General features: G+C 35.9%; 22 protein-coding genes and 1 pseudogene. 17 read left to right on the top strand and 6 right to left on the bottom strand.

Annotation, left to right across the window (positions count from 1 at the left end; all coding sequences use genetic code 11):
• Window positions 1-14 precede the first annotated feature (14 nt).
• The 3 genes from HLX49_RS12690 (at window position 15) to HLX49_RS12680 (ending at window position 2425) form a co-directional block, all read left to right on the top strand.
• Window positions 15-821 carry an ABC transporter permease gene (locus HLX49_RS12690; RefSeq protein WP_101932826.1) on the top strand — a complete coding sequence of 269 codons (807 nt, stop codon included), beginning with the start codon at window positions 15-17 and terminating at the stop codon, window positions 819-821.
• 29 nt (window positions 822-850) lie between these two features.
• Entirely contained in the window at window positions 851-1642 is a 792-nt protein-coding gene (tagH, locus tag HLX49_RS12685) for a teichoic acids export ABC transporter ATP-binding subunit TagH (protein WP_101932825.1), read from the top strand.
• Window positions 1643-1720: 78 nt separating this feature from the next.
• Window positions 1721-2425, top strand: a complete 705-nt coding sequence (locus HLX49_RS12680; RefSeq protein WP_296362317.1) for a WecB/TagA/CpsF family glycosyltransferase — start codon at window positions 1721-1723, stop codon at window positions 2423-2425.
• 193 nt (window positions 2426-2618) lie between these two features.
• Here the strand turns inward: HLX49_RS12680 and HLX49_RS12675 are convergent, their stop codons facing one another.
• Window positions 2619-3677 carry an LCP family protein gene (locus HLX49_RS12675; RefSeq protein ID WP_296362315.1) on the bottom strand — a complete coding sequence of 353 codons (1059 nt, stop codon included), beginning with the start codon at window positions 3675-3677 and terminating at the stop codon, window positions 2619-2621.
• A gap of 274 nt (window positions 3678-3951) precedes the next feature.
• Between HLX49_RS12675 and HLX49_RS12670 the strand changes: the two genes are divergently transcribed.
• The 6 genes and pseudogenes from HLX49_RS12670 (at window position 3952) to HLX49_RS12645 (ending at window position 7190) form a co-directional block, all read left to right on the top strand.
• The gene (locus tag HLX49_RS12670) at window positions 3952-4176 is read left to right on the top strand and encodes a DUF1659 domain-containing protein (protein ID WP_296362314.1); all 225 of its coding nucleotides are present in this window, start codon (window positions 3952-3954) and stop codon (window positions 4174-4176) included.
• 32 nt (window positions 4177-4208) lie between these two features.
• On the top strand, window positions 4209-4424 hold the full coding sequence (locus HLX49_RS12665; RefSeq protein ID WP_296362312.1) for a DUF2922 domain-containing protein: 216 nt from the start codon (window positions 4209-4211) through the stop codon (window positions 4422-4424).
• A gap of 429 nt (window positions 4425-4853) precedes the next feature.
• Window positions 4854-4982 (top strand): annotated as a pseudogene (locus tag HLX49_RS12660) (YvrJ family protein); the annotation flags it as partial.
• Window positions 4983-5866: 884 nt separating this feature from the next.
• Window positions 5867-6490 carry an NUDIX hydrolase gene (locus HLX49_RS12655; protein WP_077706335.1) on the top strand — a complete coding sequence of 208 codons (624 nt, stop codon included), beginning with the start codon at window positions 5867-5869 and terminating at the stop codon, window positions 6488-6490.
• Between the two features lie 228 nt (window positions 6491-6718).
• Window positions 6719-6868 (top strand): hypothetical protein, encoded by a 150-nt coding sequence (locus tag HLX49_RS12650; RefSeq protein ID WP_296362311.1) that lies wholly within the window; start codon window positions 6719-6721, stop codon window positions 6866-6868.
• Complete coding sequence (locus tag HLX49_RS12645) at window positions 6825-7190, top strand: UPF0158 family protein (protein WP_296362310.1); 366 nt, start codon at window positions 6825-6827, stop codon at window positions 7188-7190. Before HLX49_RS12650 ends, HLX49_RS12645 begins: the two co-directional genes overlap by 44 nt.
• Before the next feature lie 221 nt (window positions 7191-7411).
• Here the strand turns inward: HLX49_RS12645 and HLX49_RS12640 are convergent, their stop codons facing one another.
• From HLX49_RS12640 to HLX49_RS12630, 3 genes are read right to left on the bottom strand one after another with little or no spacing between them, the layout of a single operon-like run.
• Entirely contained in the window at window positions 7412-8446 is a 1035-nt protein-coding gene (locus HLX49_RS12640) for an aldose epimerase family protein (RefSeq protein WP_296362308.1), read from the bottom strand.
• Window positions 8447-8461: 15 nt separating this feature from the next.
• On the bottom strand, window positions 8462-9964 hold the full coding sequence (gene galT / locus HLX49_RS12635) for a UDP-glucose--hexose-1-phosphate uridylyltransferase (RefSeq protein WP_296362306.1): 1503 nt from the start codon (window positions 9962-9964) through the stop codon (window positions 8462-8464).
• 41 nt (window positions 9965-10005) lie between these two features.
• Window positions 10006-11184: a galactokinase gene (locus tag HLX49_RS12630; protein ID WP_296362305.1), complete on the bottom strand. Its 1179-nt coding sequence runs from the start codon at window positions 11182-11184 to the stop codon at window positions 10006-10008.
• Between the two features lie 235 nt (window positions 11185-11419).
• On the opposite strand from HLX49_RS12630, the gene HLX49_RS12625 reads away from it, so the two are divergent.
• Both HLX49_RS12625 and HLX49_RS12620 read left to right on the top strand, forming a co-directional pair.
• On the top strand, window positions 11420-12361 hold the full coding sequence (locus tag HLX49_RS12625) for a DMT family transporter (RefSeq protein WP_101932815.1): 942 nt from the start codon (window positions 11420-11422) through the stop codon (window positions 12359-12361).
• A 502-nt stretch (window positions 12362-12863) separates the two neighbouring features.
• On the top strand, window positions 12864-14048 hold the full coding sequence (locus HLX49_RS12620; RefSeq protein ID WP_296362302.1) for an ROK family transcriptional regulator: 1185 nt from the start codon (window positions 12864-12866) through the stop codon (window positions 14046-14048).
• 378 nt (window positions 14049-14426) lie between these two features.
• Here HLX49_RS12620 and HLX49_RS12615 read toward each other — a convergent pair whose 3' ends face one another.
• Window positions 14427-14936: a coiled-coil domain-containing protein gene (locus tag HLX49_RS12615; RefSeq protein WP_296362300.1), complete on the bottom strand. Its 510-nt coding sequence runs from the start codon at window positions 14934-14936 to the stop codon at window positions 14427-14429.
• Window positions 14866-15135: a hypothetical protein gene (locus tag HLX49_RS12610; protein ID WP_296362298.1), complete on the bottom strand. Its 270-nt coding sequence runs from the start codon at window positions 15133-15135 to the stop codon at window positions 14866-14868. Before HLX49_RS12610 ends, HLX49_RS12615 begins: the two co-directional genes overlap by 71 nt.
• Window positions 15136-15521: 386 nt before the next feature.
• Here HLX49_RS12610 and HLX49_RS12605 point away from each other — a divergent pair, with 386 nt between their 5' ends.
• The 6 genes from HLX49_RS12605 to HLX49_RS12580 all read left to right on the top strand — a co-directional run.
• Entirely contained in the window at window positions 15522-15782 is a 261-nt protein-coding gene (locus HLX49_RS12605) for a hypothetical protein (protein ID WP_296362296.1), read from the top strand.
• Between the two features lie 134 nt (window positions 15783-15916).
• A complete protein-coding gene (locus HLX49_RS12600) occupies window positions 15917-16633 on the top strand; it encodes a GntR family transcriptional regulator (protein WP_296362294.1) in 717 nt (238 codons plus the stop codon).
• A 94-nt stretch (window positions 16634-16727) separates the two neighbouring features.
• Window positions 16728-17906 (top strand): SIS domain-containing protein, encoded by a 1179-nt coding sequence (locus HLX49_RS12595; protein ID WP_296362292.1) that lies wholly within the window; start codon window positions 16728-16730, stop codon window positions 17904-17906.
• 234 nt (window positions 17907-18140) lie between these two features.
• Window positions 18141-18626: a PTS N-acetylgalactosamine transporter subunit IIB gene (agaV, locus tag HLX49_RS12590; RefSeq protein WP_101932810.1), complete on the top strand. Its 486-nt coding sequence runs from the start codon at window positions 18141-18143 to the stop codon at window positions 18624-18626.
• Between the two features lie 26 nt (window positions 18627-18652).
• Window positions 18653-19420 (top strand): PTS N-acetylgalactosamine transporter subunit IIC, encoded by a 768-nt coding sequence (gene agaW, locus HLX49_RS12585; protein ID WP_073009554.1) that lies wholly within the window; start codon window positions 18653-18655, stop codon window positions 19418-19420.
• Window positions 19410-19614 (top strand): PTS system mannose/fructose/sorbose family transporter subunit IID (locus tag HLX49_RS12580; RefSeq protein ID WP_296362288.1); only part of this gene is annotated, 205 nt, incomplete at its 3' end. The genes agaW and HLX49_RS12580, both read left to right, overlap by 11 nt.

The following is a 19614-nucleotide window of genomic DNA, read 5'->3' as shown; positions in this document are numbered from 1 at the left end:
AAAGGGACTTTAAAATGAAAGCAGTATGGGCTGTATTAATAGAGCAGGTTAAACATTTTTATTTATTAAGAAGGTTGTCTTTGTACGAAATTAAAAGTAAAAATAAGATGACATATCTAGGCTTAGCTTGGGAAGTCATTAATCCTGCTATTCAAATTGCAATATATTGGTTTATTTTTGGTTTTGGAATAAGAGAAAGAGAACCAATAGATGGCGTTTCCTTTATACATTGGATGCTTGCAGGGATAGTCATATGGTTCTTCTTTAATCCAGCAATTATTGAAGGTTCAAAATCAATATACCAAAGGATTAAGATGTTATCTAAGATGAATTTTCCAATGAGCCTGATCCCGAATATTATTATATTTTCTAAATTCTATTCACATATAGGCTTATTATTGATTGTTATAATTATTTTGAATTTGACAGGTTATCCAATAAGTATTTACTACTTACAACTTCCAATCTTTATATTAGGTGGCTACTTCTTTATTTTTGCATTATCATTAATTACTTCAACATTAAATACAATCATACGTGATTTACAAATGCTTTTACAAGCAATGCTTCGTATGGTATTGTATATGGCGCCAATATTATGGTCGCACGACAGTTTGCCAGAACAAATTGTGATATTACTAAAATTAAATCCGCTATATTATTTAGTGGAAGGGTATCGAGCCTCATTAATTGGAACAGAGTGGTATATAATTAACCATTGGGGCTATTCCCTATATTTCTTTGGTGTTTCGCTTGTTATATTTATAATAGGTACCAAATTACATGTTACTTTTAGAAGAAGATTTATAGATTTTATATAACGAAAAAAAGTTTGAAGAATGGTGATTTTATGGAAAAATCAATAATTGTTTCCAATGTTTCAAAGAAGCATAAACTATATACGGCTACATCAGAAAAGCTAAAAGACATTTTCTTCAAGAAAAGTTATGGAGAAGATTTTTATGCGTTAAAAAATGTTAACTTCCATGCTTACAAAGGAGAAGTAGTTGGTTTTGTGGGCGTAAATGGAGCAGGGAAGTCTACGTTATCCAACATTATAGCAGGAATTCTTCCTGAATCCAGTGGAAAAGTAATAGTGAATGGGACAGTTTCCCTAATAGCTATATCGTCAGGTTTAAAAGGTAATTTAACAGGTAGAGAAAATATTGAATTAAAATGTCTCATGTTGGGTTATTCAAAAGAAGAGATTTTAAAGCTTGAACCCGAAATTATAGATTTTGCAGAACTTGGTAAATTCATTGACCAACCAGTAAAATCTTATTCCAGCGGAATGAAGTCTCGGCTTGGTTTTGCTATTTCTGTTACCATTGATCCTGATATTATTATTATTGATGAAGCTTTATCTGTAGGTGATAAAGCATTTGGAGAAAAAAGCTTTCAAAAAATGATGGAATTCAAAAAGAAAGGCAAGACAATAGTTTTTGTTAGTCATTCTATTCCTCAAATGAAAAAATTTGCTGATAAAATACTATGGCTTGAATATGGAAGAGTAAAAGCGTATGGATTAAAAGCAGATATCCTACCCAAATATGAAAGTTTTATTAAAGAGTATAAAAACATGTCCAAATTAGAAAAAGAAGACTATAGAAAAAAATCTATAACCAGTGCATTACTATCATAGGATGTTCGCATAGCTCTTATAAAACTAGAAAGGTTGTTCTCTATGGTAAGTAAGAACAAATCAAACATAGTAACTATAATGGATATTGATTTTGTCAATGAAACAAAAGAAAAGTTTTTAACAGAATACGTCTATCCAAAGCTGACCCATAATCAAAAGTGTTTTATCGTAACAGCTAATCCGGAAATTGTAATGAAGACAAGGGAGAGCAAAGCGTTTAAAAAATTGGTCAAGCAGGCCAATTATGTTGTTCCAGATGGGGTAGGAATTGTGTATGCCTCAAAGTTTAAAAAGCAACTTATTAAGGAAAGGATCCCAGGCTATGATTTAATGCGTGATTTACTAGCAAAAGCGGATCAAGAATCCTACTCTTGCTATTTCCTAGGAGCTAAAGAACATGTTAATGAGAAAGTGGTTGAACAAATTAAACAAAAGTATCCAAATATAACTATTGCAGGTCACCATCATGGCTATATATCAATTAATGATAATTCTATCGCAGACAAGATAGCATCTTCTCATCCAGATTTAATATTTGTTGCATTAGGTTCTCCTCGCCAAGAGGAATGGATTACAACCCACATGAATAAGTTCAACAAAGGTTTATTTATGGGAGTAGGAGGAAGTTTTGATGTTATTGCTGGAGAGGTAAAACGTGCACCAGATGCTTGGATTAATTTGAACTTAGAATGGCTTTATCGCTTATTAAAGCAACCATTTCGCTGGAAGCGCATTTTAAAAGTATTGGAATTTATGGCGCGAATATATTTTAAGAAAGAGTAACCAAGCAGACGCAACTAAAAGTATTGAACCATTAGAAAATTTTACTTATCATCAGATCTTTTTAGTCAAAATGCTGTCTTTTACTTATACGATAAACTATACTATCCTATAGTAAAACAAAAATCCGAACTTTCATTTGAAATGAGCTTAATTTTGTTTCAAATGAAAGTCCGGATTTATTTAAATTTCAGCTTCAATAACTACTGGAATTTTGTATTTCTTCTTCACTATTTTCTTGGGTGAAATCATAGTTTTTTTCAGTAGACACAGGCAGATCTAAATGCTCGCGCAACTCGTTCTCAACCTCACTTCTACTTTGTTCATCTACTTGATAATACCAAAGGCCGTCTTCCATTTTACCGCCTTCACCGTCCATTGTTATTGAGTTTATCGCTAAATTTGTGTTTAAACCATAGCTAAGAAAACTTTTCATTTCACTGAAGGTTAGGTTTGTATTCATATTATCGCCTACTGAAGTAATAAGATCATCAAGCTTTAGCACGGAAGAAGCCGATGCAGTTTCCTTAATAATTGTTTTAATAATCTCCTGCTGCCGTTTCCCTCTCTCAAGATCACTATCATATTTTCTTGTTCGCGCTAATGCTAATGCTTCTTCACCATTTAATCTTTGATAACCTGGCATTAAATGTATAGCGTCTTGATTATCGTCAGAATCAAGCTCACTCATTTCAAACGGTACATCAAATTCAATCCCACCTATGGTATCAACCATTTCAATAAATGCTTCAAAATTTAGTTTGACAAAATAATCAACAGGTACATTTAAAAAATTCTCTACCGTTTCAATGGCTTTCCTATGTCCTCCATATGCATGGGCGTGATTAATTTTTGTATATCCATATCCAGGAACATTTACATAAGAATCTCTTGGAATGCTTACTATGTTTACATCTTTTTCGTCTTTATTAAAGGTTGCAAGCATCAGTGTATCTGATCTGCTATTGTTTTCATTACGAGCTTCGCTATCATCCACGCCAATAATAAGTACAGAGACGTTGTCTTCTACTGGAGTAACAGATTCATCTCTTAAAGCAGACTTTTCTCCATCTCTTCCAATTTTTTGAAATGAGTCGTTGGCTGCTTCTTGTGCTGTATTATAGACATGAGCACCGTAGGAAACGGTTGTTATTAGCAATATACTTAGGGGAACGATGATAAAGAAGATGAGTTTTTTGCGACTTTTCTGTTTCCTTTTTTTAACTCGAGATATATTTTCACTGTTTTTCGACATTTTTACACCTCATTAAACATACTACCTTTCATTTTACTACTATATGTACTTGGCGTAAATTACATTTATATTACAATATTGAAAGGTAAGTCACTTTTGATGCAAGAGGAGTGGCTTAATGAATAGTGTACCCTAAATATAAAGACATAAACTGTCGAATTTTTCATTCCTTACACACAATTGCTAGCTAATTTCAAAGATTAAAAAACTACAAAATTCATTTCACCACTTCCGCAAGACTTCTATCGATTATAGGTGTGAAGGAGGTGATAACATGGCTATTGCAACTTTGACGGATTCGTCTCTTAGATTGGAATTTGACAATGGTATCGATGGAAATACTGGGAAGAAACTCACAAAGGCTAAAAGCTTCAATAATGTGAAAATTACTGCTACGTCTGAGCAGCTGTATACAGTTGCCCAAGCAATTGTTGGTTTACAACAGCTGTCATTGCTATCGATTGAGCGTAAGGATAGCTCAAACATTGTCGAGGAGTAATGAATAAAACGAAAAGGAAGGGAGGGAAAAAGATGAAGAAGCTGGAATTAAAATTTACGAACCAAGATGGTAAAACAGTCAATTATACCATTGATCAGCCAGTGGAGCCAGTTGATACTGCAACTGTTAACGCAGCTATGGATGAAATCTTGCAACAAAATGCTTTCACTTCTAGTGGAGGAGATTTAGTTGCCAAAAAAAGCGCAAGAATCGTGGAGAGAATTGTTGAAGAAGTAGAAATGCAATAACAATAAGCAAGGCATGTATGCGACCAGTAGTCATCTGCTGGTCGCTTGCTCTACCTTTCAAGATTACCACATGACATGAAATAAACTATCGTTTTATTCTAAGCCGAGTCTGGATATAAGATGGTGTAAGAATCTTACTTTAAGAGTTGGAAGTGCGATTGCTGGGGGAGTCTCAGTGGCAAATAACATCACGTAAATCTCTAATTCGTTTACCTAACAATCAGTGGGATAAGAGAACCTTACTATTCATTAGAAATTCATTTAATTCAGGCGAGTGTTGTTAAAACATGTATAAACTACATCACTGCCAAATTGTACAAGGGGTGCTTTCCAGTGTGAAAATTTGTGCGAAGCTTGTTATTAACAAGGGATGTATGTTAACTGGCATTTGTTTAAAGTCATCATATAAGGGAAAAGGAGGCATGGCATATGGATATGTGGATAGCATTTATAACCGAAGTTGGATTTCCCATGGCAGTGACCTTTTATCTGCTTCATCGTATTGAAGGCAAGCTGAATCTTATAATTGCAACCATTTATGAATTGGCGGAAAAAATGAGCCAATCGTTCAAAGGAGTTAGTTATACTGCTTGCACGATAGGAAAACAAAAAACTCCAAGGCTTATCGTATTAACATAAACTCATTCGACATAAAGATTTGGCGATAAGCCAAGTTTTTCTGCAATGCATGCAACATACAAAGGAGGTGCAACAAGTTGAGGTCTTCGTAATTACAGGTGATTAACCGCACCTGTAAATGTACGATCCAACTAAGGCATTGCCTCATGTCGAAGCTATACTACATCATTTCATTCCACGTTTCGTTCATAACTATTTGTCTTTTTTAAGCGCTGCTTTTTTTCAATTTCCCGGGAAATATCGACATATTTACAATACCTGTTATAAACAACTATTTATAAATGGAAGAAAAAGGATCAAATTTTAAACAAAGTGAAGCGTGTTATGTTACAGGGGTCTATTTGTGAGCGCTTCAGGAATGGTCAATGTATTTTTTGCAAAGCTTGTGACGATATAGTAAATATCATTATTGGAAAACAAAAAGATCATATTCATTGCTAGATCGTGTGTCCATATACGATCATCATTTAGCTAGTAGAAGGGGTTGTTAAATTTCATGAATTAATTAATTGTTTCAACTAAGGGATTTATGAGTCATCAATATTAGTGATGCACAATACATAAGGTTATAGTAAAATGTGGAGGTTCATCGTATAATTTTCGACATCAATAATTGACAATAAGCAAGTTTTGCTAAACGCTTTAGGGCGGCTCTCTTAGAGGATCTCTCGCTTGTTTGCAGATATTGTCGTTAAGAATAAGGAAAGCTCTGAAGGTCATTCTATCTAATCGTTTTGGTTTGATTTCAACTTAACTATAAGTGTTATATAATAAGTGTAGGTAGCGTGGCTAGGGGTGACATAATGAATACAGCAGAAGTTATTGAACGATTGCAACATCGAAAACCGACCATCCTAGGGAGGGAGCATTTTCGTGAATTTGCAGTTCTGATCCCATTGATTGCAGTAAATAATGAAACTCATCTGCTTTTTGAAGTTCGGTCGAAGCATATGCGGAGTCAACCAGGAGATGTTTGCTTTCCAGGTGGGCGGGTGGAACAAAGTGACAAAGATGAGTTGCATTGTGCCTTACGGGAAACATCAGAAGAATTGGGGATAGAGCAAACGCAAATTCGTAATGTAATTCCTTTAGACTATATTGTATCTGATTTTGGAAGGATTGTATTTCCTTTTACTGGGACTGTCGAGAATATAGAAACCATTAATCCTAACTCTGCAGAGGTGGCAGAAGTATTTTCGGTACCTTTACGTTTTTTCCTTGATACGAAACCAAAAGCTTATCAAGTGAGTTTTAAAGTGATACCGGAAGAGAATTTTCCTTATCATGATATTCAGGGGGGAAGAGATTACAATTGGAGCACACCGAAAATGGAGGAATTATTTTACTATTACGAGGATAGAGTGATTTGGGGTTTAACCGCAAAAATTATTGCTCATTTTGTAGCATTATTACAAGATGAAACATAGCTCTTAAATATAACGCGTTGCTTCGATTTGCGTGAGATCCTTCATTGACGAAAGAAATTCATTTTTAACTTTCTAGGATGGAGAAATGTGTAAATTTCAAGCATTTATAGTAGAAGTAAAACGATGGCGTTTTTCGTCATAAAAATTTGACGATAAGACACATGAGGCTGTAACGGGTGAAGAACCCACAAGAGGGAAAAATTATTTTATAGAATAGAGGGAATAAGGATGAGCCAAGCTCTAAAACTATCCGATTTAATCGACGAGATGGATATGCAATCTGATGATTTAAATGGATTTGTGAATAAGAAAACAGGGGAAACCGTATTACATCATGAGAGAGTTTTTAAGTATGGCAGAAGATGGCGAAAAGGGTGATCATTTACCATCGTGGGAACAAAAACAGTTGAAATTGGCAGAAGATATTGTTTTTTCTTTTGAGAAATATCAAACCATTCCGAGTAAATATGATATGAATGAATACGACATTATGGAAGATTTTTGTCTAGCAGTAAAAAATGAGCGACATCAACAGCAATTGTTAACAGCGATACGAGGGAAGGGCGCTTTTCGTAGGTTTAAAGATAAAATAATCGCAATAGACCTAGAAGACGATTGGTATGACTATCATCATAACCGTTTAAAGGAAATCGCGATTGATTTTTGTCATAGGCATGAAATAAAATATGAAGATAAATAAGTATTGTAGATAAAATTATCTAGTAAGATTACCCCGAAAATGAAAGTCCATAAAAGATTTATAGTAGGTCATTATTTATGTTCTGGTTTTATCATTTTAATATCAATCTTCATGAAGACAACCAATGATGCTTGAAACCTAGGCATCATTGGTATATAAAATTTTATGGATTAAACGACGGTGTTCAATCGACATAGCCAAGTTTTTCTAAAAGTAGCCTTTTAACCCTTTATTCCAAAGGAAAAAGCAGTTGTTTGATGATAGATTTCATTCGGCTCTAACATAATACTTGGTAAGTGTTTGTAGATAAGTGCAACTGGAGAACCCTGTGTTTCCAAACACACTCCTTGGTAACGAGAAAATGTTGTTTCTATTTGTTTATGTGATTCATGTAAATAGTTACCAGTGTATAAAATCATGCCAGGTTGATTGGTTGTAACGTGAAGTGTTCTGCCTGTTTTTTTATCGAGTAAGCATGCTTGCTTATCTTTTTCTTTCGCGAAACAAAAATAATGGTCATACCCATTACCGGCGATGCTGTTTTGTTCATGGTTGGCATTCATGCCTGTACATAATTGCTGGTAAGATTGAAAATTAAAAGCATGTGCGTTTGTAATAAAGCGCCCTGTAGGAATGAGGTCTTTGTTTAATTCCAAGCAAATATCGCTCTTCATTTTAGCATAATGCTGCTTCACTGTTTCGCCTTTACTTCCTCGCAAGTTGAAGTAGCTATGATTCGTTAAGGCGATAGGAGTAGCTTGATCCGTTGTCGCTTTATAATCTATCGTAAACGTATTTTCATTTGTCAAAATATAGCTGATCGTCACTTTCACATTGCCAGGATAACCATTATCTCCATCAGGACTATGGTGTGTCAAAATAGCACGAACATCCTTTTCTGTTTGCTCTGTAGTAACATGCCAGAGCACATGACTAAAGCCGTTTATACCACCGTGTAAATGATGATGCCCCTCATTTTTAGTAACAAAGTGCCTTTTTCCTTTCACTAAAAAGGAGGCATTTGCTATTCTGCCAGCAACTCTTCCGATTAAAGCACCTAAATAAAATGGGTTGGCTTCATAATCTTGATAATGATTGTAGTGCAATACGACATTATCCAATTGTCCTTGTTTATCAGGTACGACAATTTCGGTGATGGCACCGCCATAATCGAGAAAGCTTATTTGCATATGATTATCGTTTATCAATGTTCGTAGCTTCCAATTCGTATGAACCGTTTTTTCTTTTATCTCCATTTGCTATTCACTCCATTATTGATTCAGCTCGTTTATAAATCGCTTGAAAGCTTGTATGCCTGTTTGTTTGAAAACGCCAGCATCTTCTAGTGCGCGAATAAACTTTTTCCCCACTTCAGCTTGTATAATTGTCTCTGCATGAAGCTCTAATTCAGCGTTGCTATAAGCGCGTTTTATTTCATGAGCCCAATCGCTGTGATAGCCGGCTAATTTATTTGGTTGATTATATAAAAAGCGCTTTAATTCACCTAACTCGGTTTCCAATCTCGCTGGCAAGACGGCAAGGCCCATCACTTCAATTAAACCAATATTTTCCTTTTTTATATGTTGCACATCTTTGTGAGGGTGGAAAATCCCAGTTGGATGTTCTTCTATTGTACGATTATTTCTTAAAACGAGATCCAATTCATACACATTCCCTCGCCATCTTGCTATTGGCGTTATCGTGTTATGGGGAATGTCATTTGTAACAGAAATGATTTCTGCAGCTTCGTCAGTATAGCTTTTCCACACGTCTAACACATACGCTGCACAGGAGATCAGTTCGTTTTTTTGCCTGCTTTGTAAACGGATGACAGATAACGGCCATTTTAAAATAGCTGCTTCAACTTGTGAAAAACCTTTTATCGAAAATGAACATATCGACTGGGTATGACTCATGGGAAATGTATGTCGGCCAGCTTGATAATGATCATGACTTAAAATAGAGCCACCTACAATGGGAAGATCTGCGTTAGAACCTATAAAATAATGCGGGAATCTCTCCACAAATGCGAGCAACCTAGCAAATGTATGTTGGTCAATTTTCATCTCATAGTGTTCTTCAGACAACAGTATACTATGCTCATTGTAATAAACGTATGGGGAGTACTGTAAATACCAAACTTCGTCTAATAAAGGAATAGGAATGACGCGGTGGTTCGCTCTTGCTGGATAACCTGTCCGCCCGACATAACCTTCATTCTCTCTGCATAGAACACATTTGGGATAGCTGGTTGTATGTTTCCATTCACGTTCTCGTTTAATTTGTTCAGGATCTTTTTCAGGTTTGGACAAATTAATTGTTATTTCTATTTCTCCGTACGTTGACTGCGTGGTAAAATGGACATTCTTTTGTGTTCGTTTAACTTGAATATAATTACTATGCTTGCTTAATTGATAAAAATAGTCGGTGGCCGCTTGTGGCGATTCTGCATATTTCTTATAAAATGTATCGTGAATCGTTGAAGGCTTATCTAGAAAACAATTCATTATGTTCGCTGTTAAAATTTCTTTGTCATCAAAAACGTTTTCAATTATCTGCGCTTCGACAGCCCACGCTATCAATTGCTCTAATAAATCAGGAATCGTTTCATTTACCGTAAGCTGTTCATCCTTATTACATGGAATGTGGTAGGATTCGAGCTTTAGTAGCGCCATTATTTGATTTCTTGCATAAACGGTGTCTAGCTGTTCGATTAAATTTTTTTGAACAGCCTGTTGGATAAGTTTGTTTATAAGTGTATCAATGTTAGTCATGTCAACCTTCCTTTCCAAAGCGCAAAATATGCATGAAGCTACTATTGATTTGATGCGATATCCAATGATTTGGCAGCATCAACGATTGATGCTGTATAGAAAGAGGCGTCGTAACCAATTGTTTGTCGATACGTGTTATTTACATTCGCTTTAAATGCGTCTATTTTTTCTTGAGCAACGATAGCTATAGCACAGCCGCCAAATCCAGCTCCAGTCATGCGAGCACCTAGCACACCATCCTGCTTCCATGCAGTGTGGACTATCGTATCCAGTTCTTTTCCCGTGACTTCATAATCTTCTTGCAATGATTGATGAGACAAATTCATAAGCTCTCCGAATGCGGATAAGTTGTCATTTTTTAGTTCTGTACTGGCTTGTAACGTACGAGCATTTTCCGATATAACATGTTTCGCTCGTTTTTGAATCGTAGGGGATGTAATGACATGCTTATAGGCGTGAAATTGTTGCAAGGAAACGTCACTTAAATGTTGAATAGGCAATACAGTTTGTAATGCGGTTAGCGCTTCTTGACATTCATTAAATCGTTCATTATATTTGGAGTCTGCTAATGTACGTTGCTTATTGGAATGGATGATAACGATCTCATATTCTTGCAAGTGAAGGGGGACATATTTAAAATCATTCGTTTTACAGTTTAATAGAATAGCGTGATCTTGTTTACCTAGCCCAATTGCAAATTGGTCCATGATACCACTATTTACTCCCATATACGCATTTTCAACTTGTTGCCCCAATTGAATGAAGGTAAGCTTATCGGCTTCGAAGTGAAACAGTTCTTGTAATAAAATCCCGGTTACTAATTCAATGGATGCAGAGGAAGAAAGACCTGCTTGGTTAGGGATATTCCCATAAAACATAATGTCAGCTCCGGTATGAATGGGGTAGTTGCTATTTTTTAACGCTTGAATCATACCTTTTGGATAGTTTGCCCACTGGTCTGCTTGTTGAAAGGAAAGGTCTTTTAAATCACATGCTATAATGCCTGATTCAGGGAAGTTCTCAGAGAAAAAGCGAAACTTTTGATCGGTTCTTTTAACACCAAGCGCATAGGTACCATAGGAAATAGCTGCAGGTAATACATACCCGCCATTGTAATCCGTGTGCTCGCCAATTAAATTAATTCTTCCAGGTGCAAAACAGATGGAAGATTCTGCTACATTGTTAAACATATTTTTAAATGTCGTACGTAAATCGTTCATTTTTATAGGCCTCCTGTTGAATTTTGGTGATATAGTTTATTTATATTAGTTAATTAAATTAATTAACTAATATAAATGTACAACAAAACGATATGTTTGACAATAGGTCTGTATGTTTAAATAATAGAGTATTGTACCTTCACATTTTAAATTCAATATTTTCGGGGAATGCAGATGATGAAATGCGTTTTCATAAAGAATAATAGAAAATGGAATATAGAGGAGATGGCATAAAGTGAATCGTGTTTTTGAGAAAAAATGGATTGTGGTGGGCATTGCTATTTTTTGTTCCATCTTATGGGGCAGTGCTTTTCCTGTTTTGAAAGTAAGCTATGATGAGTTACAAATGGCAGCAGATGATACAATTGCTAAAATTGTGTTTGCAGGAATGCGCTTTTTACTAGCAGGTTTAATCATATTAATTGGTCTCTTCCTTGTAGATCGAAAGCGATTAATGGTAACGAAAAGGCAAATGCTGTTTTTGACGATATTTGGTATTATCCAAACAGGATTGCAATACTTCTTTTTTTATAACGGGTTAGCGAAAGTTTCTGGAATGCAAGGGGCGATCTTAGTCTCAAGCGGTACATTTTTTACCGTTATATTAGCTCACTTTTTCTATAGCAATGATCGGATGAATTGGAAAAAAGGTATTGGCTTAGCGGCTGGTTTTGCCGGAATTATTGTTGCTAATTGGGGGCAGGAGTTCCAGCTTAGCTTCCAATTTACAGGGGAGGGCTATATGATTTTAGCGGCATTAACAGGTGCCATTGGTACAATAATGGCAAAAGAGTTAGCCGTTGGTATTCATCCGTTTGCTATAACAGGATGGCAATTGTCAATTGGTGCTAGTCTGATGTTGATCTTTGGAGTACCACAGTTAGAAAGTGGAGCGATGACTTTCACGCCTTTAGGGTTTTGGTTGTTCGTATATTCTGCTGTATTGTCTGCGGCTGCCTTTGCTTTGTGGTACTCGATCTTAAAGTATAATAAAGCTGGCGAAATAAGCATGTTTAAATTTATTACTCCTGTATCTGGAGCCATTTTATCAGCTATCTTTATTCCAGCGGAGACATTAGATGTATATATTATTGGAGCTTTAGGGTTAGTGGCAATAGGAATTATTGCTGTCAATTATAAAGGGAAAAGTAGTGCTAAACAAAGGTTATCCAAATGATAGGCAATTGAAGTAGGGGTAGACTTTACCTTTGCAAAGCGTGTATAGGTTGTTAACATATCCGTCTGGCTTGGTGGTTTGCCAAGTCTCTTCTTTTTACACTATAGGAAGGTATAAATTTTTAAGGCTTATAGTAATAAGAAAAACCACAGTTTCCGCTAGAAAGATTTGGCGTTAAGCAAATTTTTCTAACAGTATAGGAAAATATAATTTTATAAGGGCTATCGTATAAGAAACCGCCTCGTCTCGCATTAGGAGAACTACCATCTATTATGAAATATAGGTACAAAGCCCAAATGCGGTGTTTTATACGCTGCTAGGAAAACATCAGAAATATTTTCCAATAAGCCAAGCCTTTTTCATCTAACAATGGGAATGGTATAATAATTTACAGTAGATTCAAAAAGTCTGATATTTTTTTGCTCTATTAAAATAAAACGACGACGTTTTTCTAAAGAGATAAGTTGCACACAAATATTTTGCTATCATTTTGGAGGTTGCTATGCAACGAGGAACATTTCAGTTAATGAAATCAGTAAATAAATCAATTATTTTAAATAAAATTAGGACGTGCGAGCCGATTTCTAGGGCACAAATAGCTAAGGAAACAGAACTGACTCCCCCTACAGTAAGCAGTATTGTTAAAGAATTACTAGAGCAAGGTATGGTTTATGAACAGAAAAAGGCCACCTCAATGGGTGGGAGAAGACCTACGATGCTTTATATTAATAAAACAGCCTACTATTTGGTAGGAGTGGATGCTGGTCCGGAGAAGATAAAGGCAATTGTTGCTGATTTGGGTGGTAGAATTTTAGGACGTATATCATATGTGTTAAACACTCCGATTACAGAGGCCTCCTTTCTAGATGTTATGAAACAGAGTATTAATGAGGTTGTACGTCATGCGAATGTGAAGATGGAAGAGGTTATGGGTATAGGTGTGGCGATGCATGGTGTTGTCGAGGTCGCAACAGGCAGGGCTTTATATGCTCCTAATTTACAATTAACGGATATTCCGATAAAAGAAGCTTTAGAACAAGAGTTTCGTGTGACGGTAAAAGTGGAAAACGATGCGCGTGCAATGGCTCTAGGTGAAGCATGGTTTGGTGGTCATGGTGACTTAGGTAGTATGGTGACTGTTAATTTAGGACGAGGCGTGGGCGCTGGGATTGTAACAGATGGAAAATTATTTCATGGTGCAAAAGATATTGCTGGAGAAATAGGTCATATGACGATCGACATTAACGGAGAAATTTGCGAGTGTGGAAATCGCGGTTGCTTGCAAACTTTTGCTACGGGTTCTGCAATTGCTATGCGTGCAGAGCGAAAATTAGCTGAACGAGGAGAAGTGCATTCTTTTAAACTTACTGCAGAGAGTGTATTCGAACTTGCAAAATATGGAAATGCACTGTACCTAGATGTATTAGAAGAAACAGGCTTTGCTATAGGTATTGGCTTAACCAATGTAATACATATTGTCAATCCAGGAAAAATTGTGTTAGGTGGAGGGGTTATGAAAAGTGAGGAATTCCTTTTACCTATTATTAAAAAGACAGTCAATAACAATGCATTGACAGAAGGTGCAAAAAATACAGAAGTGAAGGTAACGAAACTTGGGAAAGATGCTACTGTGTTGGGTGCTGTAGCGTTGCTTTTGGTGGAAATATTTGATTCTGTTTTAGGATAGGAAAACGACATGGCTTGTATGAAGAAAGCAACTTTTTTCATCGTGTTGCGCCATATTTACTCATGCTTGAATGATGTATATGTTGAAGATTGCTAATAATAGACAGGTTTAACTGCGCGAGGGCTGCGTATTTTTTTACACGAAAGAAGGCATATATTTTTAAGTCTATAGTATAAGTAAATTGACGGCGTTTTTCACCATGATACTTGATGATAAGCTAAGTTTTTTTAAATAATCCCTAATAGATATGTACATCCCCTTTTACAATTGAAAAGGGGATGTCATGTAATAATAGGATAATTAGTCTTGGGGACTTTGTTGAAGAGAAAAACAGAGGATATTTTTTGAAAAATAAAAAATAAAGCAAGTCTATGGTAGTTAAGTCGAGCTTGCTTGTTTTAGCTGATAGATGTCTTTTTTATTCGTCCATACATCTTCTCGCAATACAGCAAAGTTTATATGCATGTTACTGATCTCTTTCTTCACATAACCAAATTCTTTTGCATTTTCTACACGCATTGCGTCTATTTCTGCTTTTAAATATTCTTGCCCAGAGAGAAGTGCAGTTAAGATATCTTTATGTTCATCAAGTCTCTGTTCAATAGTTGTAATTCTTTGCCCTTGTTCATCCAGTTTTTGCTCAATAGTTGCGATTCTCTGCCCTTGCTCATCAAGTCTTTGTTCTTGCTGACTAAATCGTGATTCCAGATTAGCGAAACGTTGCTCGAGGTTATCGAAGCGTGATTCCAGATTAACGAAACGTTGCTCGAGGTTATCGAAGCGCGATTCCAGATTATCAAATCTTTGCTCTAATGAATCAAAACGTGATTCTAGTGAACCAATTCGTTCCCCTTGTTCTTGTACGCTTGTAGAGATTTGTTCCAGCATCGTAATGATCTTTTCTTCCATTTGCATGATAGTATTCTAAGTTTTTACCAGTTCCGATGCCGATTTCAAGTACTTTTCCCTCAGCTTGTTGAGTAACATCCTTTCGCCATGTTTCTTGAATCATATTATCCATGATATCAAAGACACCCGCTATACGATTATATCTTTTTCTAATCGTATTCGTCTGGTTATCATTCATGTGCAGAGCACTCCTTTCCTTCATTGTAACTTGTTTTAGGAACAGATGAAACTTGCAGGCCTATTTAGAATAGTGGATGAAATTATAAAGCTTTTGCCTTACAGGTAATAGTATAGAAAGTTATAAGCTAATGCTAAATCTTGGATATCTCCATCAGTCATTGCAAGGTGTAACATAATGCCTTTCATTGTATCTTAGGTTACCCTTTATAGGTGAAGAAAGTGTGAAGAAACTATGAGGAATTGGGGAAGACATAATACCAAGTATGCACATTTTAAACTGAGGGATAAAATGAGTAAACAAAAAATTGAAAAAGCGTTCGCTATTATGCGGCACAATTAGTGCAAGAAAAAGGATACATTAGTCCGCTAGATTTATTAATAAAAATGGAAAGAATTACTCCGAAGCAAGTGGAAGATTGGAGGCGTAAAAGGGTTTCCTACTTAGAGCGAATGATACTTGGTAACCTATCCAAACTGCAATTTATCTTGCAAACGTTAAGAAAGTTTGCCCGAGAACAGGATTTAAAGCCTTCTGAAACGGTATATAAATCTTGGGGAAAAGGATCAAAACAGCAGTTACGATTTTCGAAGTCAGGAAGTCCTTATGTGGAAAAGCTGTATGCAACGCATTATGTGAAAAAATAGATATGTATCTGTATTATACTAGTGGCAACTATGTACATTTCATTCGTATAAAAGCCTTTACATTATGTAAAATTTATTTTATACTAAAATCAACAACTGGTTATAACCACATAGAGAGGAGGGCATTTAAAGTCTTGGACAAAAGTAGTAAGGTGCCTTTATATTTACAACTTATGAACGAAATCATTGAGAAAATCGAACAAGAGACGTATGAAGAACATGATAAATTACCTTCTGAGCGCGAACTGTGTGATATGTATAAATTAAGTAGGATTACGGTTAGGCAGGCGCTGCAAGAGTTAGAAAGAGAAGGTTATATTTATAAGTTACATGGAAAAGGAACATTTGTATCGGCTACCTCCATTGAACAAAATTTAGTCAAACTGTATAGCTTTACAGAAGAAATGAAAAAAGTGGGAAAGACGCCGATGACCAAGGTTTTATCTTTTAAAGAGATAGCAATTGATACTAGGATAGCAAATAAAATGGGGTTAGAACCATTGGATGAAGTATTTGAGGTCGTACGTTTACGACTTGCAGATGAACAACCACTTATGTATGAAACATCCTATTTACCAAAGAAGTGGTTTCCATATTTAACAAAAGAAAAATTGATGGAAAAGCCTATGTATGATATTTTTTCACATGATTATCAGGTCCACGTTACGAGAGCAATTGAACGTTTTTCAGCAACCCAATTACGGGAAACAGAAGCTGGTTATTTAAATGCTCCAACCCAGCAACCAGCCATGTTAATTAAACGATTTGCCTATCACCACGAGCAACTCATTGAGTATACCATTAGCGTAGCACGAGGCGATAAATTTGATTATACAGTAGAACTAACGTAAAAAACCTCTATTGAGTTCATTTTATACTTAATAGAGCTATTTCATAACACAACTGGTTATGACAACATAACCAGATGAATGAAGGAGGAGCATCATGTTTGGTTTAACTCAGAAAGAATTAGAAAAAGGCAAGGCAGGTCATACGGCTCGAGAAATTTATCAGCAGCCTAAAGTTTGGAATAAAACATTACACATATTTGCAGAGAGAAAGGAGGAAATTCACAACTTTTTACATGCTATATATAGTAAGCATGAGAAAGTGCGAGTAATTTTAACTGGTGCTGGAACGTCAGCGTTTGCTGGTGACATATTAGTTCCCGAATTACAAAAACAAGATCAGGGAAAGGTGCAATTTGAAGCAATTGCAACAACAGATCTCGTTTCTAATCCGACTAACTATCTCTTCAAGAAAGTACCAACCATTTTGGTATCGTTCGCAAGATCAGGGAATAGTCCGGAGAGTTTGGCTGCGGTTAAGTTGGCAACAGATAGGATCGAACATTTTTATCAAGTAAATATTACATGTAATCCAGAAGGGAAGCTGGCAGTCAACACAAAAGATGATAAGAACAGCTTAACGATTCTTACTCCGGAAGAAGCGCATGATCAAGGATTTGCTATGACAAGCAGCTTTACGAGTATGATGGTCATTTGTTATTTGGCTTTTTCTAAAGATACTAATGCAGGTGAGAAGCTACAGACGGTTATTACTAATGGAGAGAAATTTATTGAAAGCGTTGTGAATACGGTAGATGCGGTGTTAGAGCATAGTATGGACAGGATTGTTTATTTAGGCTCTGGTTCGCTTGGGAAATTTGCTCATGAAGCAGCTTTAAAAATGCTTGAGCTGTCAGCAGGTAAAGTGGTAGCTGTTCACGAGTCTTCGTTAGGATTCCGTCACGGGCCGAAATCTATTTTGAATGACAAATCCATCGTCGTACTGTTTATGTCTCGAGATGCTTATACACGAAAATATGATTTGGATATATTAAAAGAGTTATCCGGAGAACCAAAGGACATTAAAACGGTTGCGCTTATTGAAATGGATAATGAGGAAGTAAGTCAATATGCAAACTGGACAGTGTCTGTTAATAATAGCAAGCAGTCACTAGAAAATGATTTCTACCTATCTTTACTATACGTCGTATTTGCACAAGTTTTAGCACTGAAAAAATCGATTCAATTAGGAATTACGCCAGATAACCCAAGCCCAGACGGATCCGTCAATCGCGTAGTGCAAGGCGTAACGATTTACCCTATGTCATTCGCATAATGAAAGGCTGGTTACGTGTAAATAAATATGGGCTACAGCAATAGATGCCTATTTTTGCAGGGTTTTACTTTATGGTAAGAAATGAGGTTGGGACATAAGTGAAAGTACGTGTTTTAAAATGTATTACTGCATCCTAAAAGCAATTAAATTGTTATAGCAGTGCATTTCTACAGTAATTGAAATAAAAATCTTATTTCTCAACCTTTATTTAAACAAATCGAAAGGATGAAAAAAATGACTACAAAACCAAATATTTTGTTAACAAGAATTGACAATCGCTTAATACATGGCCAGGTGGGAGTTACTTGGGTTAACCATTTAGGAGCAAATCTAGTCGTAGTTGCCAATGATAAAGTTTCACAAGACGAAGTGCAACAGAGTTTGATGGATATGGTGTTGCCAGATGTTATTCAGGCAAGGTACTTTTCTATTCAAAAAACCATTGATGTGATCCATAAGGCTTCACCAAGGCAAAAGATATTTCTCGTCGTTAAAGATGTTCATGATGCACTAGCTTTAAAAGAAGGTGGTGTACCAATAGACCATATCAATATAGGTAATATGCATTATGCAGAAGGGAAAAAGCAAATCTCTTCTACTGTGTCTGTTGATGAAAAAGATATTGAAGCATTTAATAAGCTGCATGATATGGGGGTAACGCTTGATTTAAGAGGAGTTCCAAACGAAAAAGGGCAAGACATTATGGATCTTCTTAAATAACTTACGCTATAAAGGAGGAATCAAACATGTTAATGGAAGCGATTTTAATTGCTATTTGGGCAGGTATTATTGGGATTGATTTATATGTAGGTTTAACCCACATGCACCGTCCTGTTGTTACCGGTTTAGTTGTCGGTTTAATTTTAGGTGATGTAACTACTGGTTTAATTGTCGGGGGTACATTGGAATTAATTTGGATGGGAATGGTTCCGCTTGCAGGAGCCCAACCTCCAAATGTAGTTATTGGAGGAGTTATTGGTACAGCCTTTGGTGTGATAGCTGGTCAGGACCCACAAGTGGCTGTGGGGGTAGCAATACCATTTGCGGTGGCGGTACAAGGATTAATCACATTATTTTTCACATTATTTGCTCCTGTCATGCATAAAGCAGATCAATTTGCTTTAGATGCAAATACAAAAGGGATAGACAGGATAAATTATTTAGGTATTGCCATTCTATTTTCTTTTAATGCACTTATCGCATTTTTACCAATTTATTTTGGAGCAGAACAAGCTGCTGCCTTTGTTGAAACTGTCCCCCAATGGATTATTGATGGACTATCCATTGCAGGAGGAATTATGCCAGCTATTGGTTTTGCAATGCTACTGAGAATTATGATGAAAGTAGAGTATATTATGTTCTTTATCGTAGGATTTATTCTTGCGGCATATTTAGAATTACCAATATTAGCAATCGCTTTAATTGGTTTAGCGATAGCGCTATATGATTTTTATCAAAATAAAAATAAACAAGGTCCTGCGCCTAAAGAGGAGGAGATTACGGATGGCATCTAATAGTTATCATTATGAAGATACAACTTCTGCTCCGGATTTACAACCGAAGGAACTTAGAAAATTAGCATGGAGATCTTTATTATTACAAGCTTCATTTAACTATGAGCGTATGCAAGCAGCAGGTTGGCTTTACTCTATATTACCAGGCTTAAAATCAATTCATAAAAACAAAAAAGATTTAAGTAAATCGATTA

The sequence above is a fragment of the Virgibacillus sp. genome (assembly GCF_013393565.1).
GTDB classification, from domain to species: Bacteria; Bacillota; Bacilli; order Bacillales; family Amphibacillaceae; genus Virgibacillus; species Virgibacillus dokdonensis.
This window is presented reverse-complemented; position numbering and strand designations above follow the sequence as displayed.